The organism is Piscinibacter sp. HJYY11 (genome assembly GCF_016735515.1).
Lineage (GTDB): Bacteria > Pseudomonadota > Gammaproteobacteria > Burkholderiales > Burkholderiaceae_C > Rhizobacter.
Window position 1 is genome coordinate 980,265 of the sequence record NZ_JAERQZ010000001.1, and the last position, 24,123, is coordinate 1,004,387.

Sequence of the window (24,123 nt, forward strand, 5' to 3'; positions counted from 1 at the left end):
TCTCAGTGCCAGGTCGGCGGCCGCCGGCCGGCCAGTGCGCGCTTGATCTCGGCCAGGAGGCCGATGGAGTTGAAGTCTGTCTTCTCCATCACCTGCTGCACCTTGCCGCTCAGGAGCGCGCGGTCTTCGCGCGTGAGCAGCTTGGCGGTGAGCACGATGACGGGGATGCCGGCAGTGTCGGGGTGGTTGCGCAGGCCTTGCACCACGTCGAAGCCCGACACCTGCGGCATCATCAGGTCAAGCACCACAAGGGCCGGCGCCTCGGAACGCACGATGTCGAGCGCCTCCTGGCCGCCATAGGCGCCCACCGGCTCATAACCGGCCACCTGCAGGTGCTTGCTCACGAGCGCCACGGCCTTGGGGTCGTCGTCGACCACGAGCACGCGCGCGCCGGTGTGCGGCTCGTCGAGCCCCGCGGCGGCCAGCGCCGCGAGCAGGTCGCTCTGCGTCACCGGCTTCACCAGCACCTGCGCCGCACCGAGCGCGAAACCGCGCTGGGCTTCGTCGGTGATCGAGACGATGACGACCGGGATGTTGCTGGTGTCGGGCTGCTCCTTCAGCCGCGCCAGCATGCCCCAGCCATCCATGCCGGGCAGGATGATGTCGAGCACCACGGCGGTCGGGCGCAGCTCGGACGCGCGTTTCAGGCCCTCTTCCGCGGTACCCGCGAACTCGACTGCGTAGCCGTTGGCCTCGAGCTGCAGCCGCATCAGGTTGGCGGCCCGCGGGTCGTCTTCGATCACCAGCACCAGCGGCTTGCCCGCAGGCAGGCGGGCCGGGCCGCTGGCGCCGTTGCCGGTTTCGTGGGGTGCCGCCGTGGCGTCGTGGTCGGCCTGGCCCGTCGCGTCGGCCTGCGCGGCCGCCTTGCGCCACGGCAACCACACGACGAACATCGAGCCTTTCCCCTCGACGCTGCGCACCATCACCCCGCCGCCGTGCAGCTCGGCCAGTCGGCGGACCATCGTGAGGCCGAGGCCCGTGCCGGCGTACTGGCGCGAGAGCGAGGAGTCGATCTGCACGAAGGCCTGGAAGAGCTGCTCCAGGTCGGCCGGCGCGATGCCGATGCCCGAGTCGACGACGCGCAGCTCCAGGTAGTGATCGAAGGCCGGCCCGGTGGGCGGGAACACCCGCGTGCCCGGCTCGGAGACCACCGTGTTCACCCGCTCCGCCGGCACCCGCTCCATGGCGAGCGTGACGCTGCCGCCTTCGGGCGTGAACTTGAGGGCGTTGGAGACCAGGTTGTAGACGATCTGCTTGGCCTTGCGCATGTCCAGGCAGAGACGTCCGATGTCGGGCGGGCACTGCACGCTGAAGCGCACCCGCGCCGTCGAGGCGCGCTCGCGCAGCACCGAGGCCGTGCTCGCGGCCAGGTTCTGCGGGTCGGCCTGGTCGAGCTCGAGCACCACCTGGCCCGACTCGACCTTCGAGAGATCGAGGATGTCGTTGATCAGGGACAGCAGGTGCTTGCCGCTGCCGTGGATGTCTTGCACGTACTCCAGCTGCTCGCCGGCGATGGGGCCGGTCAGGCCGTCCTTCATGATCTCGGAGAAGCCGATGATGGCGTTGAGCGGCGTGCGCAGCTCGTGGCTCATGTTGGCGAGGAACTCGCTCTTCATGCGGTTGGCCCGCTCGAGCTCGGCGTTCTTGCGCTGGATGTCCTCGCCGCGGCTGCGCAGCTGGTCGGTGAGGAGGTTCATCTCGGCGAGGTGGTTCAGGTTGTTGATCGCCACGGCCAGCTGGGAGCTCATGCGCACCACGAACTCGCGGTCGCGGTCGGCAAGCGGGCGCGCCACGCCCAGCACCAGCACGCCCAGCAGTCGCGACTGGTACTGCACCGGGCACATCAGCACGCCGGCCGGCCGCACGGTGGCCAGGCCCGTCTCGATGCTCATCGCGCCTTCGGCCTGCAGGCCGTCCAGATACAGGGTGCGGCCCTCGCGCGCGGCTGCGCCGATCGGCCCTTCGTCCAGGCGCACCATGCGCTTGATGTCGGCCGGCGTGGCACGCGAGGCATCGAGCCGAAGGCCGCCGGCCCATTCGTCGTAGCAATAGAAGGCGCCGACGGGGAACAGCGGGTTCTCGCCCAGGAGCGCAAGCGTGCCGTCGAGTACGCGCTGGCGGTCGTTCTCGGCGTTGTAGAGCGTGAGGGCACGCGCGTGCACCAGGTCGAAGGCACGCTCCTCGGCCACCAGCACCTCGGCCTTGGCTCGTGCCTTGAGGTCGCGCGCCATGCGCCAGAAGGTGGTCGGCAGCACCACCAGCAGCAGCGCCACGAAGGCGGCGCCGATCATCACCGTGGTCCGCGTGCGCTGGGCCTGCAGGCTTTCGCGCTCGGCCAGCAGGCGGTCCTCCTCGCCCACGAGCATGTCGATGTGGGGACGGATGTTGGCCAGTGCCTGCGCACCGATCTCGATGCGCTGCTCGGCCGAATAGGCGCTGCCGCTTTGCAGCAGCCCATCGCTCACGCGGTAGACGGCCAGGCGTGCTGCCACGTCGCGGCGCAGGTCCCCGACACGTGCGGCCTGCGCGGGGTTGTCGGTGGTCAGGCGCGACAACTCCGCCAGCCCCTTCTCGAGCGACTGCAATGCCATGTCGCGCTCGTTGCGGTAGGCGGTGATGCGGGTCGTGAGGTAGGCGCGCTGCCCGGCTTCGGCCCGGTACAGGCTCGATTCGAGGTCGCGGATCACCGCCTTGACCTCGTGGGTGTGCGCCACGTAGCGCGCGGCATCGACGGTCTGCCGGGCGAAGTCCCACGCGAAATAAGCCAGTGCCGTCAGGACCGCGGCGGCCACGAGCATGGCAAGCAAGATGGCACGCTGCGGCGAGATGTGCTTCATGGAGTCTCCTCCAGGCGGAACGTACCCCCGGTCACACCTCGCGACAACTGACACATCTGTCAGGCCCCGCTGCCGGCAGGCCCATCGCTCACAGGGGAATGTGGCGTGCCTACGATGCGCGACTTTGCTGTTCCGAGGCGCGTTTCATGGGCATGTCATCGGGCGGCCCTAAGGTGCGCCGGCTTCCCGACCTGCAAAAGAGGAGAACAGTCGATGCGATTCCTGAACAAGCTGCCGATGACCATGGCCCTGCTCGCGGCCTGCCTGGGCAGTGCCCAGACGGCGATGGCCGAGCCGCATGGCCGCCGCCATCACCATGACCAGACCACGCCGCTCGTCATCGGCCACCGCGGCGGTGCCAATGGCTACCTGCCCGAGCACACGCTGGAGGCCTATGCGCTGGGCATCGAGCTGGGCGCCGACTACGTGGAGCCCGACCTCGTGGCCACGAAGGACGGCCACCTGATCGCCCGCCACGAGCCCAACCTGATCGCCACCACCAACGTGGGCAGCCTGCCGCAATTCGCCAGCCGCAAGCGCAAGGCCGTGGTCGATGGCGTGGAGGAAGAAGGCTTCTTCGCCAGCGACTTCACGCTGGCCGAAATCAAGCAGCTGCGCGCCGTGCAGTCGTTCGGCGAACGCGACCAGAGCTTCAACGGCAAATACCTGATCCCCACGCTGCCCGAGGTGATCGAGCTCGTGAAGCGCAAGTCGCGCGAGCACGGCCGCCAGATCGGCATCTACCCCGAGACCAAGCATCCCACCTACCACCAGAAGCTCGGCCTGGCGCTCGAAGACCGCCTGCTGCAGGTGCTTGCCCAGGCCGGCTGGAACCACCGCAACGCGCCGGTGTTCATCCAGTCCTTCGAGCAGGCCAACCTCAAGTACCTGCGCTCGCGCACCAGCGTGCGCCTGGTGCAGCTGGTGGACGCGAACGACGTGAATGCCGACGGCTCGCTCGACTTCACCCCGCCCTATGACCGCCCCTACGACTGGACGGTGGCCGGCCGGGCCGGCCTCTTCCGCGACCTGCTCACGCCGCAAGGCCTTGCCGAGGTGCGCAGCTACGCCGACGGCATCGGCCCGTGGAAAACCTACCTCATCAGCAGCGCGTGCATCACCGTTCGCAACGGGGCCTGCGCCGATGCCAACGGAGATGGCGTGGTCGACGAGCGCGACCGCCGCCTGGTGCCGGCCACCGACATCGTGGCCAACGCCCACAAGCTCGGCCTGGTGGTGCACCCCTACACCTTCCGCAACGAGCAAAGGCGCCTGGCGAGCAACTACCAGGGCAACCCGGTCAACGAGTACCTGGCGTTCTACGAGCTGGGCGTCGACGGTCTCTTCAGCGACTTCGCCGACACCGCCTACGCGGCCCGCGCGATGTACCTGCTGAAGACCGACCCCGACTACGCGCGCTGTCTGGTGAACGAGCGCCGCTGCCAGCGCGACTGAGGCGCGGCGGGTGGGCGGGCGGCGCGGCATGCCGCTTGCCGATCCATCGGCATGAACCAGCCTGCCCCCTCCTCCGCCCCGAAGCCGGTGGACCTGGCCCGCGAGTCCGTCGCGGGCGAGGAAGACCCCGGCGCCTCCATCGACCAGTCGGTCCCGCCGCCGCGGGAAGGCGCCCCGGTCACCTCGGCGCCGGTTCCCGGTGACGAAGCACCGCCCGGCACGCCGGGCTCGGGCGAAGGCCTGTGCCCGCGCTGCGGCGGCTCGGGCCGCGTGGACTCGGCGCCCTGCCAGAACTGCAACGGCACGGGCAAGGTCAACCGCGCAATCGGCGGTGCCTGAGGCTCAGACCAGCGCGCGCACCGCCATCAGGAGGCCGATCAGCACCGGCTGGTGGACCATGTAGAAGCTGAGCGACCAGCGGCCCAGCACCGCCAGCGGCGAGAGCCGCTGTGGCAGCGGCCCGGCGAGCCACTGGCGCCGATGCGCCAGCACCCATTGGCCGGCGGCCAGACCCCACCACATGACGCCGATCCACGGCAGCACCGGCGCGTAGTCCTCCGTCACCGGCTTGCGGGTGACGAGGCCCACCCAGTTGGTGAGGCGCGTGTCGAAGAACGGGTCCTGCACCAGGTGAGGCAGCGCGATCGCCACCAGCCCCATCGGCCACAGCCAGCGCTTCGCGCCGGCGGTGAGCCGGCCGATGATGAGCATCACCGCGAAGGCATGCAGCACGCCGAAGCTGATGTAGCTCTTCGGGAACATCAAATAGGAGCCGGCCGTGACCAGCAGCGCACAGCCCGCCACTTGCGCCCAGCGGCGCCAGAAGCGCGGCCAGCTCTGGCTCTGTTCCCACGCGATGGCCTGCCCCAGGCCGGAGACGAAGACGAAGAGCGTCACGATCATCGTGCGCTGGACCGTCCAGAACGGGTCGCGGTAGAAGTTCTCCTGGATGAACCTGAAGTGGTTCAGGTCGAAGCAGAAGTGGAAGACCGCCATCCACAGGATGGCGACGGCGCGCAGCGCATCGAGCCGGTCGAAGCGTTGGGAGCCGGCCACGTCTTATTTGAGGCCGACCTGCGGGCCGCTCAGCGGCTTGGCCGTGGCCAGCACCCGGTCGAGGTGGCTGCCGAACTGGCGGGCGTCCTGGTAGCCGATCACGCGTGAGGCGGGCAGCTCGTTGCCGGCGGGTGCGAAGAAGATCAGCGCCGGCGGCCCGAAGAGCGTGTAGCGCTTGAGCAGCGCCCGGTCGTCGTCGTTGTTGGCGGTGACGTCGGCGCGCAGGAGCGTCATGCCGGCCATCTTCTTGGCCACGGCGGGATCGGTGAAGGTGAACTTCTCGAGCTCCTTGCAGGCCACGCACCAGTCGGCATAGAAATCGAGCATCACCGGCTTGGTCGAGGCGCGCACCGCGGCGTCGAGTTCGGCCACGCTGCGCACGGTCTGGAACGCCAGCTCGGCATGCGCCGGAGCGCCCTTGCCCAGGTGGGCCAGCGGGCGGGCGAGCTCGCGCCCGCCCGTGGCCGCGCCGACCACCTGCGCGACTGCAAACACGCCGAGCAGCACGCCTGCGCCCTTGGAGAAGCGGCGCAAGACCGACGCCGGCTTCGGCAAGGCGCTGAAGGCCCCCAGGCAGGCCGCGGCGACGACCAGCACACCCGCGGTGAGCAGCATCCCGGCCCAGCTGGGCAGCACCGGGGCGACCATCCACACGGCCACGGCCAGCAGCATCACGCCGAAGACGAGCTTCACGTACTTCATCCATTCGCCGGCCTTGGGCAGCAGCGCCCCGGCCGACAGGCCCAGCAGCAGCAGCGGCACGCTCATGCCACCCGCCATGGAGAAGAGCGCCGTGCCGCCGAGCACGACGTCGCGCGTCTGGCTGATGTAGACCAGCGCACCGGCCAGCGGTGCGGCGACGCAGGGGCCGACGATGAGCGCCGACAGGCCGCCCATCACGAAGACGCTCGCGAACTGGCCGCCGGTGAAGCGTTGCGAGAACTGGTTGAGCCGGTTCTGCACCGACACCGGCATCTGCAGCTCGTAGAAGCCGAACATCGAGAGCGACAGCACCGCCAGCAGCAGGGCGAAGCCGCCCAGCACCCACACGTTCTGCAGCGCCTGGCCCAGGCCTTCGCCAGCCAGCGCCGAGACCACGCCGAAGAGCGTGTACACGAGTGCCATGCCCAGCGAATAGGCAAGCGCCAGCGAGAAGCCGCGCGCCTTGGAGACCGGCTGCCCCTGCCCCACGATGATGGACGAGAGGATGGGCAGCATCGGCAATACGCAGGGCGTGAATGACAGGCCGAGGCCCAGCAGGAAAAACAGCCCGACGACAAGGAGCGTGCTGCCCGACTGCAGCGCGCGACCGACCGGCTCGGTGGGCTCACCGGTGGTGGCGGCCGGTGCAGCCACCTCCGGCAGGTTCGCGGCGCTGCTCTGGGCCGGTGTGGTGGTGGGCGATGCGGTCGAGGGGCCCCCGGTCAACGCGGCCGCCACTGCACCCGTGGCGGCGCCACCCGGCACATAGGCCGCTGCCTGGGCTTCGTTGAGGTAGGTGAAGCGCGGCGCGCCCCCCGCGCCCTGCCCCGGCTCGACCTTGAAGCCGCGCTTCTGCGGCGAGTAGCACAGGCCCTTGTCGGCGCAGCCCTGGTTGGTGATCGTCAGCTTGAAAGGCGTGGCGGGCATGTGCGCGAGCGCGACCGTCATCGTCACGCTGTCGCGGTAGGTCTCGACGTCCTTCTGGAAGGTCTCGTCGTACTTGATCTTGCCGGCGGGAATGCGCAATTCGGTCACCTGGATGCCGGCCGGCTCGGCGGTCGCGCCCAGGCGCTCGCGGTAGAGGTAGTAGCCGGGGGCGATGTCGAAGCGCACCTCGATGTGGTTCGCGTCCAGCGCCCGGGCCGAGGGGCGGAAGGCCACCTCGGGGTCGAGGAACTCGTCGGCCGCCAGTGCGCCCGCGGCCAGCAGCAAGCTGGCCAGCGCGCCGGTGGCCAGGCGCAGTGCGCCCTTGAAATGTGCCCAGGTACTCATGCTTCGCATTCTCCGACAGGCCGGCCGGCAAAGCGTTCCCAGGCGAAACAGGCTGCCACGGCCTTTTTCGCGGCTTTTTGCGCCAGTTCAGGGCGGAACGCTTCATGCATGGCGATGGCGCGTCGCAGCAAACCAGGAGCGCGGACATGTTGGACACCACCCAGACCAAGTTCTCGCACGTCAAACCGGGCGAAACGGAGTGGAAGGGCGAAGGCCTGCGGGACTTCTTCCTCTACCGCGACCTCGGTGTCGCCGAGGCCACGCGTGGCAAGGTCATCGCCCACCTCGTGAAGGCCAACATGGCACCCGAAAAGGGCACTGGCTGGCACCGCCATGAAGCGGAGTTCCAGATCGTGATCATGATCAAGGGCTGGGCGCGCTTCATGTACGGCGACAAGGAAACGCTGGTCTCCGCCGGCGACTGCGTGCACCAGCGGCCGGGCATCGTGCACTACCTCTTCGACTACTCGCCCGACATGGAGTACCTGGAGATCGTGAGCCCGGCGGACTTCAAGACGGTGGACGTCGAAGGCCCGTGCGAGGTGCCGCCCTTCACGCCGTGGGCTTGAGGCCCGGCAAGCTCAAGCTCGCCTTGTGCGTGCTGTGCACGCTGGGCCTGCTGTCGATCAAGGTCCGGCCATCGCAGCCGCCGGCCTCGCCGACGTTCAGAAGTCCATGTCCAGTTCTTCGATGTCGTCTGGCTCCGCGCGAGCCGCTGCCACCCATTCCTGCATTTCCGGCATGGCCATGATGGTCTGGCAGTAGAGGATGCAGCTCTTGGGCAGCTTCACGTCGTAGGTGAGGAACCGGGTGCACACCGGCGCGAACATCGCATCGGCCATCGTGCGCTGCTTGCCGAAGAGATAGGGCCCGCCATAGGTGGCGAGGCACTCGGTCCAGATCTCGATGATGCGGTCAATGTCGGGCTGGGCGCCGGCCCAGATCTTGTAGCCCGGGTGGTGTGCCTTCAGGTTCATGGGCAGCGACGAGCGCAGGTTCGAGAAGCCCGAATTCATCTCCCCACTGACCGAGCGGCAGTGCGCACGGGCGATGCGGTCGTCGGGCATCAGCCCGGCGTCGGGCTTGATCTCGTTGAGGTACTGCGCGATGGCGAGCGTGTTCCACACCTTGGCGCCGTCGTGCTCGAGGCACGGCACGCGGATCGACGGGGCCAGCAACAGCAGCTCCTTGCGTGCATCGGCATCGTCGGGCGGGACCATCACCTCTTCGAACTCCAGCCCCGCGAACTTGGCGAGCAGCCAGCCGCGCAGCGACCACGACGAATAGTTCTTGCTCGACAGGCTGAGCGTCGCGACGGGCTTCTTCGCCGGCTTGGGCGCAGCGGCGGGCTTGCTCGCCGGCTTGGCGGCGGTCTTCTTCGGGGCGGCCTTGGTGGCGACTGAGGGCATGAAGCGTGTCTCCCGTTGGCGTGATGGTGGCCCGTTCTGCAAGGCATGTGCCACGGCCGCACACCAAGGCGGTGCCCTTTGGTGCAGCGCTGCTGGCGCACAAGTTGCAGAAGCAGCTCACATCGAACAGCGCGACAGGAGACGCCCATGTACGAGGCCTACCAAGCCCATGCCGACTTGATGTGGCCGCTGCGCACCTTTGCCAAGAGCACCCTGCCCTTGCTGCGCGACAAGACCCTGGGCTGGGACGAGGTGGAGACCAACCGCAAGTTCGCCGCGATGCTCGAGGTCATCAAGCTCGGAGAGATCACGCACCAGCGGCCACCCTTCGACATCGACAGCGTGCAGTTCAAGGGCGCCACGGTCGACGTGACCGAGGAAGCGACCCACGTCACCCCCTTCGGCACGCTGCTGCACTTCAAGAAAGATCTGCCTGCCGGAACGCCCGCGCAGCCACGGGTGCTGATCGTGGCGCCCATGTCGGGCCACTTCGCCACCCTGCTGCGCGACACGGTCGAGACCATGCTGCCCGACCACGACGTCTACATCACCGACTGGCACAACGCGCGCGACGTGCCGCTGATGAACGGCCGCTTCGGCCTCGACGAGTACACCGAGCACCTGATGGACTTCCTGCGCGTGCTTGGGCCCGGCGCGCACCTGATGGCGATCTGCCAGCCGTGTGTGTCGGCCCTGAGCGCGGTGGCGCTGATGTCGGAAGACGGCGACGTGGCCACGCCTGCGAGCCTCACGCTGATGGCCGGCCCGATCGATTGCCGCATCAGCCCGACCGAGGTGAACAAGCTCGCGATGACCAAGGGCATCGAGTGGTTCGAGCAGAACCTGGTGAGCCGCGTGCCCTGGCGTTTCAAGGGCGGCGGGCGGCGCGTCTACCCGGGCTTCATGCAGCTGACCGCGTTCATGTCGATGAACAAGGAGCGGCACATGGAGGCCTTCAAGACCTACTACGCCAACCTCGCGCACCCCGACCCAGACGAAGAGACGATCCAGGCGGCCGAGCACACCCGCAAGTTCTACGAGGAGTACTTCGCGGTGGCCGACCTGCCGGCCGAGTTCTACCTGGAGACGGTGAGCCTGGTGTTCCAGGAGTACGCGCTGCCGCAGGGGCAGCTCAAGTTCCGCGGGCGCACGATCGACCCGTCGAAGATCCGCAGGACGGCCCTGCTGACGGTGGAAGGCGAGCGCGACGACATCTGCTCCACGGGCCAGACGCTCGCCGCGCAGGACCTCTGCACCAACCTGCGGCCGTACATGCGGACGCACTATGTGCAGGCCGGCGTCGGCCACTATGGCGTGTTCAGTGGCCGGCGCTGGAGAAGCCAGATCTATCCGGTGGTGCGAGACGTGATCCACGTCTCGCAGTGAAGCGGTGAACAGCGCGGGCCGGCCGAGCGCCGGGCCGCCCCAAGCCGGCCGGCATCCCCTCGGGGGATCGGCCGCGTACCCGCGGCCGAGGGGCCGTCATTTATTTCTTGCGCAGCTTGGCGAGCTCGGCCTGGGTCTCGTTCCAGAGGTCCTGGCCGACGTTGGCCGCGATCGAGCTGTTGATCGAACCCAGCTTCTCGCGCATGCGTGCGGCTTCAGCGGCCGGCAGCTCGTTGATCTGCATGCCCTTGGCCTTGAGATCCGCCAGGGCCTTGGCGGCTTCGTCACGCGTGTCCTTGCGCTCGAAGTCGCGGCTCTTCACCGCGGCGTCCTGCAGCACCTTCTTCTCGGCCGGCGAGAGCTGGTCCCAGAACTTCTTGCTCACCGTCACGATCCACGGGCTGTAGACGTGGTTGGTGACGGTCAGGTACTTCTGCACCTCGTAGAACTTGCTGGAGAGGATGGTGTTGTACGGGTTCTCCTGGCCATCGACCGCCTTGGTCTCGAGCGCGCTGAAGAGCTCACTGAAGGGCAGCGGCACGGCGTTGGCACCGAGCGTCTTGAAGCTGTCGAGGAAGACGGTGTTCTGCATCACACGCAGCTTGATGCCGTCGAGGTCTTCGAGCTTGGCGACCGCGCGCTTGTTGTTGGTGAGGTTGCGGAAGCCGTTTTCCCAGTAGACGAGGCCGACCAGCCCCTTCTCTTCCAGCTTGGCCTTGACCTTGGTGCCGACCGGGCCGTCGAGCACGGCGTCGGCCTCCTGCGCGTTGTTGAAGAGGAACGGCGTGTCCCATAGCGCCATCTCCTTCGTGATGCCCACGAGCGTGGCGGTCGAGCCGACCATCATCTCCTGCGCGCCGCCGATCAGCGCCTGCTGCATCTGCACGTCGGTGCCCAGGCTCGCGGCGCCGAAGGCGCGCACCTTCATCTTGCCGCCCGAGAGCTTGTCAACCTCGTCGATGAAGACCTTGGTGGCGCGGCCCTGGTTCGACTGTTCGTTGAGGCCGTAGCCGAAGCGGATGAGGCGGGGCTTGATGTCCTGCGCGAACGCAGGGGCGACGCACGCAGCGGCGAGCGCGGCGAGCAGGGTGCGGCGGATGAGCTTCATGGTTTGTCTCCTGGGGAGTGAGCGTTGCTTGTGGTGGTCACCGCATCCACTTGACCGGTGCAGTGACGAGCTGGGGAAACACGACGAAGAGAACGAGGATCACGAGGTAGGTGATCAGGAAGGGGTTCACGCCCTTGATGACCTGGTCGAGCCGCACGCGGCCGACGCCGGCCACCACGTTGAGCACGGTGCCCACCGGTGGCGTGACGAGGCCGATCGAACCGTTGAGCACGAACATCAGGCCGAAGTACACCGGGTCGATGCCGGCCTTGACGGCGATCGGCAGCATGACCGGCGCGAAGATGAGGATGGTCGGCGTGAGGTCGAGCGCGGTGCCGATCACCACCAGCGTCACCATCATCACGGCCATCAGGAGGCGCGGGTTCTCGACCATCGGCCCGAGCCAGGCGGACAGCGTGGCCGGCAGGTCGGCCAGCGTGATCATGTAGCTCGTGACCTGCGCGCCGGCGCAGAGGAACATCACCACCGCGGTCGTCTTGGCCGAACGCACCAGCACCCCGTGCAGGTCAGACAGCTTCATCTCGCGGTGCACGAAGAACGAGATCACGAGCGCGTAGACCGCCGCCACGACCGCCGCCTCGGTGGGCGTGAACCAGCCGGTCTTCATGCCGCCGATGATGATGACCGGCATGAGCAGCGCCCACACCGCACGCACGCTCGCACGCAGTCGGTCGGCGATGGGAAGCGGCGGGTCGGTCTCCAGCTCGAACTTGCGGATCTCGATCTTCCACGCGAGCACCAGGCCCGCCCCCATGATCAAGCCCGGCACGATGCCCGAGAGGAAGAGCGAGGAGATCGAGGTGTTGGTCGTGACGCCGTAGATCACGAAGGCCATCGACGGCGGAATGATCGGGCCGATGACACCCCCGGCCGCGATCAGGCCGGCCGAGGGCGCGACCGGATAGCCGTGCTTGCGCATCATCGGCAGCAGGATGGTGGCCATCGCCGCCGCATCGGCGAGCGCCGAGCCTGACATGGCCGACAAGAGGATCGCCGCGCCGATGGTCACGAAGCCGAGACCGCCGCGCACGTGGCCCAGCCACGCCTGCGCCATGCCGATGATGCGCTGGCTGATGCCGCCGGTGTTCATGAGCTCGCCGGCGAGGATGAAAAACGGCACCGCGAGCAGCGGGAAGCTGTCGATGCCGGCCACGAGGTTCTGCGCGAAGAGCTGGGTGTCCCAGAAGCCGAGGCCCCAGGCCATCGAGGCGCCGGTGAGCACGAGCGCAAAGGCCATGGGCACGCCGATGCCCATCAGGCCCAGCATGACCACGATGAAGAGGACGGTGACGGCGCCTTGGCTCATGACAGGCCTCCCGCCGGGCCGCCCCAAGGAAGGCCTGCGCCCCCTCGGGGGGCAGCGAACGAAGTGAGCGTGGGGGTCATCATTCGACGTCCACCTCATGGCCCAGCTCGATGGCCTTGCCACGAACGAGATTGATCAAGGCCATCACGCCGATGGCGACCGACGACAGGAACGCCGGCAAAGGCAACAATGCCGCCGAGTAGCCCATCACGACGCTCTTGCTGTCGAGGCCCACCACCACCTGCTGCCAGGCGCCCCACCCCACCAGCGCGCAGGCCAGCACGACGAACCCGTGGATCACGACCGCCATCACGCGCATCGCGATGGGCTTGTTCTGCAAGGGGCGCAGGAGACTCGTGAACGCCATGTGCTCGCCGAGCGGATACGCCGCCGTCGCGCCGATGAACACCATCCACACGAAGAGCAACCGCGAGAGCTCTTCGCTCGCGGCGATGCCGCTGCCAAAGCCATAGCGCAGCACCACGTTGATGAAGACGGCGAGTGCCATCACCGCGAGCGCAAGCGCCATCGCACTTTCGGCGAGGCGCTGAACGCGAGAACGGGGGGCGTCGTGTCGGGTCATGCGGTGGTCCTCACCCAGTCGGCCACGCGGTCGGCCAGTACGTCGCGCGGCAGCAGCGCATCGATGCACAGCACGCCCGGCTCACCATGCGGCGGCTCCAGCGTGGCGAACTGGCTGTCGACTAGGCTGGGCGGAAAGAGGTGCTCGCCCGCGCGCGCCGCCACACGCTCGAGCGCATGCGGCTTGTCGATTTCCAGATAGACGAAGCGCAAGCCGGCATTGCGGCTGCGCAGCAGGTCGCGGTAGCTGCGCTTGAGCGCAGAGCAGGTGAGCGCCGCGCTCTGGCCGCGCCGTTGATGGTCGGCCAGCAGTCCACCCAGGAGGGCGAGCCACTCGGCGCGGTCGTTGTCGGTGAGCGCGATGCCCTGCCTCATCTTGGCCTTGCTGGCCTCGAGGTGGTAATCGTCCCCCTCGATCAGCGGCCAGCCCAGGCGCTGCGCGACAGCCTGACCCGCACTCGACTTGCCGCAACCCGCCACACCCATGAACACGACAGAAGACATTGGATAGCGCTATCTCGATCGAGGAGAAAAACGGCCCTTTCATGCGGCCGCCAGACCTTCCGTGGCATCAGGCTCTCTCAGGGAAACCCACGAGAGATCGGCCTTGCTGCACTGCGTTGGACAGCGCTATCCTAGGCGCCACAGCTTTCATCGCCATCCGGGCTAACCCGTAAGTCCTTTTCCAAGCGCCCCCATGCCCTCTTCCCGCCGTCCCCGCGCCACCGGCCGGGTGACCCTGGGTGACGTCGCCACTGCGGCCGGCGTCAGCCCGATCACCGTGTCGCGCGCACTGCGCGGCGAGCGCAGCGTGGCCGCCGATCTGGTGGCCCGCGTGCAGGCCGCTGCGCAACAGCTCGGCTACGTGCCCGACCCCGCGGCCCGCGCGCTCGCGTCTGCTCGCAGCTCTCACGTGGCGGTGCTGATCCCGCTGCTGACGAACACCCTCTTCGTCGACCTGCTGGAAGCCGTGCACCGCACGCTGCTGCCCGCCGGCTTCCAGACGCTCATCGGCGTGACGCACTACGACCCGCAGGAAGAAGAGCAACTGCTGCGCAGCTACATGGCGCACCGCCCCGCCGGCCTGCTCGTCACCGGCTTCGACCGCACCGAAGCGAGCCGCCAGCTCATCGCCGCGAGCGGCGTGCCATGCGTGCACGTGATGGAGACGACGCAGGCCCCCGGCGTGCACAGCGTGGGCTTCTCGCAGGCCGATGCCGGGCATGCGATCACCGCGCACCTGCTCGCGCGCGGCCGCCAGCGCATCGCCTTCGTCGCCGCACAGCTCGACCCGCGCGTGATGCAGCGCGCCGAGGGCTACCGCCGCTGTCTGCGCGAAGCGGGCTGCTACGACCCGAAGCTGGAGCTGCTCAACCCCGAGCGCTCGTCGATGGCGCTTGGCGGCCAGCTCTTCGAGCAGTTGCTCAAGACGCGGCCCGATGTGGATGCCATGTTCTTCTGCAACGACGACCTCGCCCAGGGCGGGCTGCTCGCCGCGTTGCGCATGGGCGTGAAGGTGCCCGAGCGCGTGGCGGTGGCGGGCTTCAATGACCTCGCCGGCAGCGACCAGATGCTGCCCCCGCTCACCACCGTGCACACGCCGCGCACCGAGATCGGCGAGCAGGCGGCGCGCATGCTGCTCGCGCTGATGAAGCGCGAGCCGGTCGCGCAGACCTCGGTCGACGTGGGCTACCAGCTGGTGCAGCGCGGCAGCAGCTGATCACGCATCAGGAATGGCCGAGCACGGGATGCGGCTCGTAGCCCTCGCCGAGCGCCTTCACCTCATCGGCTGAGAGCTTCAGCTCCACCGCCGCGGCGGCATCGTCGAACTGCGGCATCTTGCTCGCGCCGATGATCGGCCCGGTGACGCCCGGCTGGTGCAGCAGCCAGGCGTAGGCGAGCGTCGCGGCGCTCACGCCGCGCTGCGCGGCCATCGCCTTCAGGCGCTCGACGGTCGCGAAGTCGCTGTCGCGGTAGTAGAGGTGCTGGGCCAGGTCATCGGTCTTCGCGCGGGCGGTGGCGCCACTCGTCTTGTCGTCACGCGCCCGGTTGCCGGCTAGGAAACCGCGCGCCAGCGGGCTCCACGGGATCACGCCCACGCCCTGCTCGCGGCACAGCGGCAGCATCTCGCGCTCTTCCTCGCGGTAGGCGAGGTTGTAGTGGTTCTGCATGCTGACGAAGCGCGTCCAGCCGTTTTCCTTCGCCACCTGCTGCGCCTTGGCGAACTGCCACGCCCACATCGAGCTCGCGCCGATGTAGCGCGCCTTGCCGGCCTTCACCACGTCGTGCAGCGCTTCCATCGTCTCCTCGATCGGCGTGTGCGGGTCCCAGCGGTGGATCTGGTAGAGGTCGACGTAGTCGGTGTTCAGGCGCTTCAGGCTGGCATCGATGGCGTGGAAGATGCGCTTGCGGCTGAGGCCATGGGTGTTCAGCGGCACACGCTGGGCCGAGGTGTGGGTGCCGAACTTGGTCTCCATCGACACGGGGAAGAAGACCTTGGTGGCGATGACGATCTCGTCGCGCTTGCAGAACTCGCCGAGCAGCTTGCCGGTGAGCACCTCGCTCTCGCCGGCGGAGTAGGTGTCGGCGGTGTCGAAGAAGTTGATGCCGAGCTCGACGGCGCGTTTCACCAGCGGCCGGCTCGCGGCTTCGTCGAGCACCCAGGGCCGCCACTCCGGCGTGCCGTAGGTCATCATGCCCAGGCACAGGCGAGAAACGTTGAGACCGGTCGAGCCGAGGCGGGTGTATTTCATGGTGTGCTTGATCGCTGAAGCGGAGCCGCAAGGTTAGCGCCTGCGGCAGCGCCGCGAAAAACCATGGTTGTTGTCGCCGGGTCAGCCTGGGCCGTCGAACGCGCCCAGGTGCTGGTGCAGCCGGCGCATCAGCCGCACGAGTTGCCTCACCTCGGCATCGCTCAGCACCGACAGCCACGACTGCACGGCCGAAAAGTCATCGACATTGCGCTCGCGCCAGAAACGGCGGTGCTGCTCGGTGAGCAGCAGGCGGCGTGCGCGGCGATCGGCCGGGTCGACCGCGATCTCCAGGAAGCCCTTGCGTTCCAGGGCCACCGCGATCTGCTTGACGTTCTGGTGCGTCATGCCCAGGCCCTCGGCCACGAGCTTGAGCGTCGGCGGCTCGGCCTGGGCTTCGATCCACGAGAGCATCGAGCCCTGCTGCACCGTGATGCCGCTGGGCGCGAGCTCTCGGTCGAGCAGCTTGCGCAGCCGCGCGCCACTCACGAGCAGCAGCCGGAAGGCACGCACGCGCTCGGCGATTTCGGGCGCGACCCCCTCGAGTGACTGGTCGAGGCGCTGCTTGTCGGTTGACATATCCAATATATTACCTATTATCGATCCACACGGAGGACCGACATGATTGCACTGCTGCCCCACTGCGGCTTTCTCTCCGAGACGACACGCATGCTGCACATCGCGCAGGCCCTGCGCGCGCAGGGCGAGGCGGTGTGCCTTGCCACGCACGGCGGCCCCTATGCCGATGTGCTCAGCCGGGCCGGCGAGCAGGCCACACCACTGGCGCCGCACTTCGACCGGGCGCGCTGCGAGGTCTTCCTGCGCAACCTCATCCAGATCGGCCGGCCCGGCGTGCGCATGCAGCCGCCCGACGAAGTGCGCGAGAGCGTGCAGGCCGAGGCGGCATTCCTGCGCGGCGTAGGCGCGCGCGCCGTGGTCACGGGCTTCACGCTCACCACCTACCTGTCGTCGCGGCTCGCGGGCATACCGCTCATCACCTCGCACGGCGGCTCCTACGTGCCGCCGGTGTTCGAGCGGGGCCTGGCGCCGGTGCCCACGACGATGCCGATCCCGGGCACCGAGTGGCTGCCGCGCGCCGTCAAGCGCTTTCTCGCCAACCAGGGCGCCACGCGCATGCGCGACCCGACGCGGTTTCTCAACGTGGTGGCCGCCGAACTCGGCGTGGAGCCGGTGCCCACGCTGGCCGCGCTGATGCTCGGCGACCTGACGCTGGTGACCGACGTCGCCGAGGTGCTCGGCGTGTCGGACGACGACATGGCCCGCTGGCAGCCGCGACGCCCCGCGGCATTCCGGCCCGGCACGCAACTCGCGAACACCGGGCCGCTGTTTGCCCGCCTCGATGTTCCGGTGCCGCCGGTCGTCACGCCCTTCCTCGACGGCTCACGGCCCACGGTGCTGGTGGTGCTGTCATCTGCCACACCCGAGCTGCTGTGCAACGCGGTCAAGCGCGTGCGCGCCACGGGGGCGCGGGTGATCGTGGGCGCGACGATCCACGACTATGGCCCGAGCGATGACGCCGACGTCGTGGTCGCGGGCCTGCTGCCCAACCACCTCGTGATGCCGCATGTCGATCTCGCGGTGTGCATGGGCGGCCAGGGCACGGTGCAGACCGCCATGACCTGCGGCACGCCGCTGCTGGGCATCCCGCTGCACCCGGAGCAGGAGCTCAACGTCGACCTCGCGGCCCGCCACGGCGCAGGCCTGGCCATCGCGCCGCGCCATGTCGACACACCGAAGATGACGGCCATGGTTCACCGCCTCCTCGAAGAGCCAGGCTTCGCCGAGGGCGCGGCACGGGTGCAGCGCTGGTATGCAGGCGTGAACGGCGCAGAGCGAGCCGCCACGGCAATCAGGCGCTGGCTCGGTGCCCGACAGACCGCCCAGCAGCCTGCGACCGAGCGCCTGGCACTCGCAGGCTGATCCTGCCTGGCCGCCAGAGGCGAAGAGAGGGCCTCAGGGCAGGCGGAACTTGGCCACTTCGGCGGCCAGGTCGGTGGCCTGATCCTTCAGCGACGACGCGGCCGCGGCCGTCTGCTCCACGAGCGCGGCGTTCTGCTGCGTCATGCGGTCGAGGTCCTGCACCGCGGCGCCCATCTGGGTGACGCCGGCGCTTTCTTCCTTGGCCGCAGTCGAGATCTCGTGCAGCAGGTCGCTCATGCGGCGGGCGCTTCCGAGCAGCTCGTCCATCGTGGCACCCGCGCCCTGCACCACCCGCGTGCCGGAGTCGACACGCTCCACGCTGGCGGAGATGAGGCTCTTGATCTCTTTCGCGGCCTGCGCGCTGCGCTGCGCGAGGCTGCGCACTTCGCTCGCCACCACTGCAAAGCCACGGCCCTGCTCGCCGGCACGCGCGGCTTCGACCGCCGCGTTCAACGCCAGGATGTTGGTCTGGAACGCGATGCCGTCGATCACGCCGATGATGTCGCTGATCTTGGTCGACGAGGCGTGGATTTCCTGCATGGTGCTCACCACCTGGCCGATCACCTCGCCGCTGCGCTGCGCCACACCCGAGTTGGTGACGGCCACGCTGGCCGCTTCATGGGCGTTGTCGGCGGTGTGCTTGATGGTGGAGGAGATCTGCTCCATCGACGCTGCACTCTGCTCCAGGTTGGACGCGGTCTGCTCGGTACGGGCCGACAGGTCCATCGCGGCGGACGCGATCTCGCCGCTGGCCTGCACGAGCTGGTCGGACGATCCGCGCACGCGCGACACGATGGCGCGCAATGAGCGCTGCATGTCGGCGAGTGACACCATGAGGCGCGCCTGCTCGTCGCTGCCCATGGGTTGCGGCTGGGTCGTGAGGTCGCCCGAGGTCATGGCTTCGAGGTGCTTCTGAACCTCGCGCAAGCCCGTCTGCGTGACAAGGAAGAAGCAGTAGAAAAGGTAGAGGCCCGCGGCGAGCGCCACGGCGACGATCGCGGTCGTCACGTCGCGCACGGCGGTCATGCCGGCCACGCGTTTGGCGATCAGACGGTCGAGGTCGTCGAGCAGTCGGGTCGAGAACTCGACCTGCGACTCGATCACCTTGGCCGCAGCCTGCGAGTACGCGGCCTTGTCACCCTTCACCGCATCGCCGAAGAAGGACGCACGCGACAGCTCGATGAAGGCGCGCAGGTCCTTCATCGGTGCCTCGGCCTTCAGCGTGGCGCTGAGCTCGGCCGTGGCGCCGGTGCTCTTGGCCAGGCCGATCTTGACCTGCTCTTCATGGAACTCGACCAGCGGCACGCGGTCGGCCAGCACGCGGATCTGCACCGGTTCGGCCCAGCTGCCCAGCACCGCGTCACCGGCCAGCTGCATTCGGGCGACGAGCTCGATGAGCTGCGGCACGCGGGTGGTCGACAGGTCCATCAGGTAGTAGGTGTCGAGGTCCGGGTCGAGGATGAGGTTGGAGCCGTCGGTTGCCTGGCCCAGCACGTCGAGCACCGCGGCGATGAACTGGGTGTGGGCCTTGAACGCCGCTTCGTCTTTCTGGCCGGCAACGGCGACCACGGCCTTGTGCGCGTCGACCAGCTTGGCATGCAGCGGCGTGGTGCCGAGCTCGGCCCCGAGGCGCTGCTCGACCACGGCCACGAGCTTGAGCTGCGCGTCGAGCTTGCCGGCCAGCTCGGCGGCGGCGGGCGTGCCTGCAGCACTGCGCTGCTGCACGCCCAGCTTGAGCGCCGGCATCAGTTCACGGATGTATTCGATGCCCAGGCGTTCCTTGGCCGAGAAGCCGATGGAGGCCGCCTTGTCGTTGTAGAAGCTCCAGCCAAGCGCCACGATCGGCACGAGGAACATGACGGACACCACGGCCGCCTTGGCCTTGAACCGCAGGCGTTGGAAGAGGCTCACCCCAGGCGACCACAAGGCGTGGTGACGGGAGGTTGCTTCCGGCAGGCGCGTCGCGTCTGGTGTGCTGCTCATGTCGATCCCCGTTGGTTTTCATGGGAGGCTGGCTCCCTCGCCACCTTTGAGGTGGTTTCTCAACGGGTTTCGGCCGACTGGCCGACGAACTTGAGTGCGGGTGAGCCCGCCTGAGCGTGGTTTTCTCCGCGCTTGACGCGGATCAGGGTGCCGCGCCGGGGATCGGGCCGGGCTCGACGTGCACGTCGCCGCACTGCGCACGGTGGCGCAGCGCGTGGTCCATCACCACCAACGCCAGCAGCGCCTCGGCGATGGGCGTCGCGCGGATGCCCACGCAGGGGTCATGGCGGCCGAAGGTCTCGACCGTGGCCGGCTGGCCCTGCAGGTCGATCGACTGGCGCGGCGAGCGGATCGAGCTCGTCGGCTTGATGGCGATGGAGACGGTGATGTCCTGCCCGGTGGAGATGCCACCCAGCACGCCCCCCGCGTTGTTGCTGCGGAAGCCTTCGGGCGAGAGCTCGTCGCCGTGCTCGGTGCCGCGCTGCGCGACGCTCGCGAAGCCCGCGCCGATCTCGACGCCCTTCACCGCGTTCAGGCCCATCATGGCGTGGGCGATGTCGGCATCGAGCCGGTCGTACAGCGGCTCGCCCAGGCCTGCCGGCACGCCGCGCGCCACGACGGCGATGCGCGCGCCGCAGCTGTCGCCGGCCTTGCGCAGCTCGTCCATGTAGCCCTCGAGGCGCGCGATATCGCTCGTGTTGGCGGCAAAGAAAGGGTTGTTCGGAATGTGGTCGAGCGACTCGAACGGAATCGCGATCTCGCCCAGCTGCGTCATGTGGCCGAAGAAGGTGGTACCGAACTTTTCCTTCAGCCACTTGCGAGCCACGGCACCCGCGGCCACCGTCGGGGCGGTCAGGCGAGCAGATGAACGGCCACCGCCGCGCGGGTCGCGGATGCCGTACTTGTGCCAGTAGGTGTAGTCGGCATGGCCCGGGCGGAAGGTCTGCAGGATGTTGCCGTAGTCCTTGCTGCGCTGGTCGGTGTTGCGGATCAGCAGGGCAATGGGCGTGCCGGTGGTCTTGCCCTCGTACACGCCGGAGAGGATCTCGACCGCATCGGCCTCGTTGCGCTGCGTCACGTGGCGCGAGGTGCCGGGGCGGCGGCGGTCGAGCTCGGGCTGGATGTCGGCGTCCGACAAGGCCATGCCCGGCGGGCAGCCATCGATCACGCAGCCGATGGCGGGGCCGTGGGATTCACCGAAGTTGGTGACGCGAAAAAGTGTGCCGAAGGTGCTGCCGCTCATGGGCGGCGATTATCCCTCGCGTGAAGAGAGGTCAGAGCCGGGCTTGCGGCTGGGCGTCTTCGGCGGCGGGCCAGTCGCGGATGTAGGCCTTGAGCATGCGGTTCTCGAAGTCCTGGCTGTCGACCACGGCCTTGGCCACGTCGTAGAAGGAGATCACGCCCATGAGGGTGCGCTGGCTCACCACCGGCATGTAGCGCGCATGGCGCTCGAGCATCATGCGGCGCACTTCGTCGATCTCGGTCTCGGGGGTGCAGGTGAGCGGGTGGTCGTCCATCACGCCGCGCACGGTGCTGTTGCCCACCGAGCCGCCGTTGCCCACGACGGCGAGGATCACTTCGCGGAAGGTCAGCATGCCGACCAGGTCGCCGTGGTCCATCACGACGAGGGAGCCGATGTCGAATTCGGCCATGGTCTTGGCGGCATCGCCCAGAGGCTGGTCGGGCGAAACCGTGTACAGGGTGCCGCCCTTGACACGCAGGATGTCCGAGACTTTCATGGGTATCTCCCGTGGCAGGTGTCGGGCCAATATAGCCCACAATCCCGCGACGCAACACCCCTGCCCCCTAGACAGATCCCCTCGCATCAACTACGGGGAGACCCCATGCCCGGACCCTCCGACCCTGGCTTCGACACCCTCTCGCTGCATGCGGGCAGCGCGCCCGACCCGACCACAGGCGCACGCGCGCTGCCCATCTACCTGAGCACGAGCTTCGTGTTCGAGAGCAGCGATCACGCCGCTGCGCTCTTCAACATGGAGCGCTCGGGGCATGTCTACAGCCGCATCTCCAACCCGACGACCGCCGTCTTCGAAGAGCGTGTGGCCGCGCTCGAAGGCGGCGTGGGTGCGATCGCCACCGCGAGCGGACAGGCCGCGCTGCATCTCGCGATCGCGACGCTCGCCGGGGCGGGCTCGCACATCGTGTCGAGCAGCGCGCTCTACGGCGGCTCGCACAACCTGCTGCACTACACCCTCGCTCGATTCGGCATCGAGACGACCTTCGTCAAGCCCGGCGACCTCGACGGCTGGCGCGCCGCGATCCGGCCCAACACCAGGCTGCTCTTCGGCGAGACGCTCGGCAACCCCGGCCTCGACGTGCTCGACATTCCGAGCGTGAGCGACATCGCACACGAGCGCGGGCTGCCGCTGCTGGTCGACTCCACCCTCACCTCGCCCTACCTCATCAAGCCCTTCGACCATGGGGCCGACCTGCTCTACCACTCGGCCACCAAGTTCCTGAGCGGACACGGCACGGTGGTGGGGGGCGTGCTGGTGGACAGCGGGCGCTTCGACTGGGCGGCTGCATTCGCGAAACACGGCCATTTCTCCGAGCTCGCGGCGCCCTATGCCGGCTTCCACAACATGGTCTTCGCCGACGAGAGCACGGTCGGTGCCTTCTTGCTGCGCGCGCGTCGCGAGGGCCTGCGCGACTTCGGCGCCTGCATGAGCCCGCACACGGCGTGGCTGATCCTGCAAGGCATCGAGACGCTGTCGCTGCGCATGGAGCGGCACGTCGCCAACGCGCGCAAGGTGGTGGCCCATCTTGCGGCGCACCCGATGGTCGCGCGCGTGGGCTACCCCGAGCTGCCCGACCACCCCGACCACGCGCTCGCGACGAAGCTGCTGCCACGCGGCTGCGGCTCGGTGTTCAGCTTCGACCTCAAGGGGAATCGCGCGCAGGGCAAGGCCTTCATCGAGGCGCTGAAGGTGTTCTCGCACCTGGCCAACGTGGGCGACTGCCGCTCGCTCGTCATCCATCCGGCATCGACCACCCACTTCCGCATGGACGACGCGGCGCTGGCGCAGGCGGGCATCACGCAGGGCACGATCCGCCTGTCGATCGGGCTGGAAGATGCCGACGATCTGATCGACGACCTCTCGCGCGCACTCAAGGCCGCGCAGAAGGCGGGCGCATGAAGCTCAGCGTGCAAGGCCGTGACGCGTTTGCGTACACCGGTGGCAAGCCCTTCGATGGCAAGCTCCCGGTGATCGTCTTCATCCACGGCGCGATGCACGACCACAGTGTGTGGGGCCTGCAGACGCGCTCGCTGGCACACCACGGCCACGCGGTGCTGGCGGTCGACCTGCCCGGGCACGGTCGAAGCGAGGGGCCGGCGCCGGCGACCGTGGAAGCCGCGGCGCAATGGATCGTCGACCTGCTGCAGGCGGCCGGCGTGGAGCGCGCGGCGTTCGTCGGCCACAGCATGGGCTCGCTGATCGCACTCGAAGCCGCGGCGCGCCTGGGCGAAGGTGCGACGCACCTGGTGATGGTGGGCACGGCATTCCCGATGAAGGTGTCGCCGGCGCTGATCTCGACCGCCGCAGAGGCGCCCCTCAAAGCCATCGAGATGGTCAACGCCTTCTCGCATTCGACCCTGGCCGCCAAGCCCTCGGCCCCTGCCCCCGGCTTCTGGCTGCAGGGTGGCAACCGCGCGCTGATGCGCCGCTTGCAAGCGGCCTATGCCGCACAGGGCCACGGCAACCTCTTCCACCAGGACTTCCTGGCCTGCGACGGCTATGCGCGTGGGCTGGAGGCGGCGGCCAAGGTGCGTTGCCCGGTGACACTCGTGCTGGGCACGGCTGACCAGATGACGCCACCGAAGGCGGCCGACGCGCTGGCCTCTGCCCTCGAGGCCGACAAGGTCTTGCTGCCCGCAGGACATTCCCTGATGGGAGAAGCCCCCGATGGGGTGTTGAATGCCATCAGATCATTCCTCAGCCGTACACCATGACCACCGTCACTGGCGGGACTACCCCTGACCCGAAGTCGCTCAAGAGCTTCGACGAGTTCTACCCGTTCTACCTGAGCGAGCACAGCAACCGCACCTGCCGGCGGCTGCACTTCGTGGGCTCCACGCTGGCCCTGCTCTGCCTGGCCGCGGCGATCGTGACGACAGCGCCCGCATTCATCTTGCTGGGGCTCGTCTTCGGCTACGGCTTCGCGTGGATCGGGCACTTCGGCTTCGAGAAGAACAAGCCGGCCTCGTTCAAGCGCCCGCTCTACAGCTTCATGGGCGACTGGGTCATGTACAAGGACATCTGGACCGGCCGCATCCCGCTTTGAGGCGAGACCG

At 68.4% G+C, this 24,123-nt stretch carries 22 protein-coding genes; 9 read left to right on the forward strand and 13 right to left on the reverse strand.

All coding sequences use genetic code 11. From position 1 onward, the window contains the following. Nucleotides 1–2: 2 nt before the first annotated feature. On the reverse strand, nucleotides 3–2,837 hold the full coding sequence (locus JI745_RS04420; RefSeq protein ID WP_201804093.1) for a response regulator: 2,835 nt from the start codon (nucleotides 2,835–2,837) through the stop codon (nucleotides 3–5). Nucleotides 2,838–3,050: 213 nt separating this feature from the next. Here JI745_RS04420 and JI745_RS04425 point away from each other — a divergent pair, with 213 nt between their 5' ends. Together JI745_RS04425 and JI745_RS04430 are read left to right on the forward strand one after the other, a co-directional pair. Further along, nucleotides 3,051–4,292 carry a glycerophosphodiester phosphodiesterase gene (locus tag JI745_RS04425; protein ID WP_201804095.1) on the forward strand — a complete coding sequence of 414 codons (1,242 nt, stop codon included), beginning with the start codon at nucleotides 3,051–3,053 and terminating at the stop codon, nucleotides 4,290–4,292. 51 nt (nucleotides 4,293–4,343) lie between these two features. Then, nucleotides 4,344–4,631 carry a hypothetical protein gene (locus tag JI745_RS04430; RefSeq protein ID WP_236674901.1) on the forward strand — a complete coding sequence of 96 codons (288 nt, stop codon included), beginning with the start codon at nucleotides 4,344–4,346 and terminating at the stop codon, nucleotides 4,629–4,631. A gap of 3 nt (nucleotides 4,632–4,634) precedes the next feature. Here the strand turns inward: JI745_RS04430 and JI745_RS04435 are convergent, their stop codons facing one another. Together JI745_RS04435 and dsbD are read right to left on the reverse strand one after the other, a co-directional pair. Beyond that, nucleotides 4,635–5,348: a heparan-alpha-glucosaminide N-acetyltransferase gene (locus tag JI745_RS04435; protein ID WP_310738482.1), complete on the reverse strand. Its 714-nt coding sequence runs from the start codon at nucleotides 5,346–5,348 to the stop codon at nucleotides 4,635–4,637. Between the two features lie 3 nt (nucleotides 5,349–5,351). Continuing rightward, nucleotides 5,352–7,322 carry a protein-disulfide reductase DsbD gene (gene dsbD, locus JI745_RS04440; RefSeq protein WP_201804101.1) on the reverse strand — a complete coding sequence of 657 codons (1,971 nt, stop codon included), beginning with the start codon at nucleotides 7,320–7,322 and terminating at the stop codon, nucleotides 5,352–5,354. A 146-nt stretch (nucleotides 7,323–7,468) separates the two neighbouring features. Here dsbD and JI745_RS04445 point away from each other — a divergent pair, with 146 nt between their 5' ends. Next, on the forward strand, nucleotides 7,469–7,891 hold the full coding sequence (locus tag JI745_RS04445; RefSeq protein WP_201804102.1) for a cupin domain-containing protein: 423 nt from the start codon (nucleotides 7,469–7,471) through the stop codon (nucleotides 7,889–7,891). Between the two features lie 96 nt (nucleotides 7,892–7,987). On the opposite strand, the gene JI745_RS04450 is transcribed toward JI745_RS04445, so the two are convergent. Further along, nucleotides 7,988–8,731 (reverse strand): glutathione S-transferase family protein, encoded by a 744-nt coding sequence (locus JI745_RS04450; protein WP_201804103.1) that lies wholly within the window; start codon nucleotides 8,729–8,731, stop codon nucleotides 7,988–7,990. A 147-nt stretch (nucleotides 8,732–8,878) separates the two neighbouring features. On the opposite strand from JI745_RS04450, the gene JI745_RS04455 reads away from it, so the two are divergent. After that, nucleotides 8,879–10,117, forward strand: coding sequence for a polyhydroxyalkanoate depolymerase (locus JI745_RS04455; protein ID WP_201804104.1), 1,239 nt, complete (start codon nucleotides 8,879–8,881; stop codon nucleotides 10,115–10,117). Between the two features lie 100 nt (nucleotides 10,118–10,217). On the opposite strand, the gene JI745_RS04460 is transcribed toward JI745_RS04455, so the two are convergent. The 4 genes from JI745_RS04460 to JI745_RS04475 form a co-directional block, all read right to left on the reverse strand. Further along, complete coding sequence (locus JI745_RS04460) at nucleotides 10,218–11,225, reverse strand: TRAP transporter substrate-binding protein (protein WP_201804105.1); 1,008 nt, start codon at nucleotides 11,223–11,225, stop codon at nucleotides 10,218–10,220. A gap of 37 nt (nucleotides 11,226–11,262) precedes the next feature. Further along, nucleotides 11,263–12,552: a TRAP transporter large permease gene (locus JI745_RS04465; protein ID WP_201804106.1), complete on the reverse strand. Its 1,290-nt coding sequence runs from the start codon at nucleotides 12,550–12,552 to the stop codon at nucleotides 11,263–11,265. Nucleotides 12,553–12,631: 79 nt separating this feature from the next. Next, nucleotides 12,632–13,135 (reverse strand): TRAP transporter small permease subunit, encoded by a 504-nt coding sequence (locus JI745_RS04470; RefSeq protein WP_201804108.1) that lies wholly within the window; start codon nucleotides 13,133–13,135, stop codon nucleotides 12,632–12,634. After that, nucleotides 13,132–13,638: a gluconokinase gene (locus JI745_RS04475; protein WP_236674902.1), complete on the reverse strand. Its 507-nt coding sequence runs from the start codon at nucleotides 13,636–13,638 to the stop codon at nucleotides 13,132–13,134. The genes JI745_RS04470 and JI745_RS04475 overlap by 4 nt, the downstream gene beginning before the upstream one ends. A gap of 193 nt (nucleotides 13,639–13,831) precedes the next feature. Here JI745_RS04475 and JI745_RS04480 point away from each other — a divergent pair, with 193 nt between their 5' ends. Continuing rightward, on the forward strand, nucleotides 13,832–14,854 hold the full coding sequence (locus tag JI745_RS04480; RefSeq protein ID WP_201804109.1) for a LacI family DNA-binding transcriptional regulator: 1,023 nt from the start codon (nucleotides 13,832–13,834) through the stop codon (nucleotides 14,852–14,854). Nucleotides 14,855–14,861: 7 nt separating this feature from the next. Here the strand turns inward: JI745_RS04480 and JI745_RS04485 are convergent, their stop codons facing one another. After that, nucleotides 14,862–15,887 carry an aldo/keto reductase gene (locus JI745_RS04485; protein WP_201804110.1) on the reverse strand — a complete coding sequence of 342 codons (1,026 nt, stop codon included), beginning with the start codon at nucleotides 15,885–15,887 and terminating at the stop codon, nucleotides 14,862–14,864. 81 nt (nucleotides 15,888–15,968) lie between these two features. Continuing rightward, nucleotides 15,969–16,463, reverse strand: a complete 495-nt coding sequence (locus tag JI745_RS04490; RefSeq protein WP_201804112.1) for a MarR family winged helix-turn-helix transcriptional regulator — start codon at nucleotides 16,461–16,463, stop codon at nucleotides 15,969–15,971. A 42-nt stretch (nucleotides 16,464–16,505) separates the two neighbouring features. On the opposite strand from JI745_RS04490, the gene JI745_RS04495 reads away from it, so the two are divergent. Then, nucleotides 16,506–17,825 (forward strand): nucleotide disphospho-sugar-binding domain-containing protein, encoded by a 1,320-nt coding sequence (locus tag JI745_RS04495; protein WP_201804114.1) that lies wholly within the window; start codon nucleotides 16,506–16,508, stop codon nucleotides 17,823–17,825. A 33-nt stretch (nucleotides 17,826–17,858) separates the two neighbouring features. Here JI745_RS04495 and JI745_RS04500 read toward each other — a convergent pair whose 3' ends face one another. The 3 genes from JI745_RS04500 to JI745_RS04510 all read right to left on the reverse strand — a co-directional run bounded on the left by JI745_RS04500 (nucleotide 17,859) and on the right by JI745_RS04510 (nucleotide 21,547). Next, entirely contained in the window at nucleotides 17,859–19,808 is a 1,950-nt protein-coding gene (locus JI745_RS04500; protein WP_236674903.1) for a methyl-accepting chemotaxis protein, read from the reverse strand. A 142-nt stretch (nucleotides 19,809–19,950) separates the two neighbouring features. After that, a complete protein-coding gene (gene aroC, locus JI745_RS04505) occupies nucleotides 19,951–21,051 on the reverse strand; it encodes a chorismate synthase (protein ID WP_201804118.1) in 1,101 nt (366 codons plus the stop codon). A gap of 31 nt (nucleotides 21,052–21,082) precedes the next feature. Further along, on the reverse strand, nucleotides 21,083–21,547 hold the full coding sequence (locus JI745_RS04510; protein WP_201804119.1) for a CBS domain-containing protein: 465 nt from the start codon (nucleotides 21,545–21,547) through the stop codon (nucleotides 21,083–21,085). Nucleotides 21,548–21,652: 105 nt separating this feature from the next. Here JI745_RS04510 and JI745_RS04515 point away from each other — a divergent pair, with 105 nt between their 5' ends. Genes JI745_RS04515 through JI745_RS04525 form a run of 3 tightly spaced genes read left to right on the forward strand, consistent with a single transcriptional unit; the run spans nucleotide 21,653 to nucleotide 24,113 of the window. Beyond that, the gene (locus JI745_RS04515) at nucleotides 21,653–22,966 is read left to right on the forward strand and encodes an O-acetylhomoserine aminocarboxypropyltransferase (RefSeq protein WP_201804121.1); all 1,314 of its coding nucleotides are present in this window, start codon (nucleotides 21,653–21,655) and stop codon (nucleotides 22,964–22,966) included. Further along, nucleotides 22,963–23,781, forward strand: a complete 819-nt coding sequence (locus JI745_RS04520) for an alpha/beta fold hydrolase (RefSeq protein WP_201804123.1) — start codon at nucleotides 22,963–22,965, stop codon at nucleotides 23,779–23,781. The genes JI745_RS04515 and JI745_RS04520 overlap by 4 nt, the downstream gene beginning before the upstream one ends. Beyond that, a complete protein-coding gene (locus JI745_RS04525; protein WP_201804125.1) occupies nucleotides 23,778–24,113 on the forward strand; it encodes a DUF962 domain-containing protein in 336 nt (111 codons plus the stop codon). The genes JI745_RS04520 and JI745_RS04525 overlap by 4 nt, the downstream gene beginning before the upstream one ends. Nucleotides 24,114–24,123 lie beyond the last annotated feature (10 nt).

Coding starts and splice junctions, on each gene's coding strand:
- JI745_RS04420 (WP_201804093.1), bottom strand. CDS start 2,837: ATGAAGCACATCTCGCCGCAGCGTGCCATCTTGCTTGCCATGCTCGTG.
- JI745_RS04425 (WP_201804095.1), top strand. CDS start 3,051: ATGCGATTCCTGAACAAGCTGCCGATGACCATGGCCCTGCTCGCGGCC.
- JI745_RS04430 (WP_236674901.1), top strand. CDS start 4,344: ATGAACCAGCCTGCCCCCTCCTCCGCCCCGAAGCCGGTGGACCTGGCC.
- dsbD (WP_201804101.1), bottom strand. CDS start 7,322: ATGAGTACCTGGGCACATTTCAAGGGCGCACTGCGCCTGGCCACCGGC.
- JI745_RS04445 (WP_201804102.1), top strand. CDS start 7,469: ATGTTGGACACCACCCAGACCAAGTTCTCGCACGTCAAACCGGGCGAA.
- JI745_RS04450 (WP_201804103.1), bottom strand. CDS start 8,731: ATGCCCTCAGTCGCCACCAAGGCCGCCCCGAAGAAGACCGCCGCCAAG.
- JI745_RS04455 (WP_201804104.1), top strand. CDS start 8,879: ATGTACGAGGCCTACCAAGCCCATGCCGACTTGATGTGGCCGCTGCGC.
- JI745_RS04460 (WP_201804105.1), bottom strand. CDS start 11,225: ATGAAGCTCATCCGCCGCACCCTGCTCGCCGCGCTCGCCGCTGCGTGC.
- JI745_RS04465 (WP_201804106.1), bottom strand. CDS start 12,552: ATGAGCCAAGGCGCCGTCACCGTCCTCTTCATCGTGGTCATGCTGGGC.
- JI745_RS04470 (WP_201804108.1), bottom strand. CDS start 13,135: ATGACCCGACACGACGCCCCCCGTTCTCGCGTTCAGCGCCTCGCCGAA.
- JI745_RS04475 (WP_236674902.1), bottom strand. CDS start 13,638: ATGTCTTCTGTCGTGTTCATGGGTGTGGCGGGTTGCGGCAAGTCGAGT.
- JI745_RS04480 (WP_201804109.1), top strand. CDS start 13,832: ATGCCCTCTTCCCGCCGTCCCCGCGCCACCGGCCGGGTGACCCTGGGT.
- JI745_RS04485 (WP_201804110.1), bottom strand. CDS start 15,887: ATGAAATACACCCGCCTCGGCTCGACCGGTCTCAACGTTTCTCGCCTG.
- JI745_RS04490 (WP_201804112.1), bottom strand. CDS start 16,463: ATGTCAACCGACAAGCAGCGCCTCGACCAGTCACTCGAGGGGGTCGCG.
- JI745_RS04495 (WP_201804114.1), top strand. CDS start 16,506: ATGATTGCACTGCTGCCCCACTGCGGCTTTCTCTCCGAGACGACACGC.
- JI745_RS04500 (WP_236674903.1), bottom strand. CDS start 19,808: ATGAGCAGCACACCAGACGCGACGCGCCTGCCGGAAGCAACCTCCCGT.
- aroC (WP_201804118.1), bottom strand. CDS start 21,051: ATGAGCGGCAGCACCTTCGGCACACTTTTTCGCGTCACCAACTTCGGT.
- JI745_RS04510 (WP_201804119.1), bottom strand. CDS start 21,547: ATGAAAGTCTCGGACATCCTGCGTGTCAAGGGCGGCACCCTGTACACG.
- JI745_RS04515 (WP_201804121.1), top strand. CDS start 21,653: ATGCCCGGACCCTCCGACCCTGGCTTCGACACCCTCTCGCTGCATGCG.
- JI745_RS04520 (WP_201804123.1), top strand. CDS start 22,963: ATGAAGCTCAGCGTGCAAGGCCGTGACGCGTTTGCGTACACCGGTGGC.
- JI745_RS04525 (WP_201804125.1), top strand. CDS start 23,778: ATGACCACCGTCACTGGCGGGACTACCCCTGACCCGAAGTCGCTCAAG.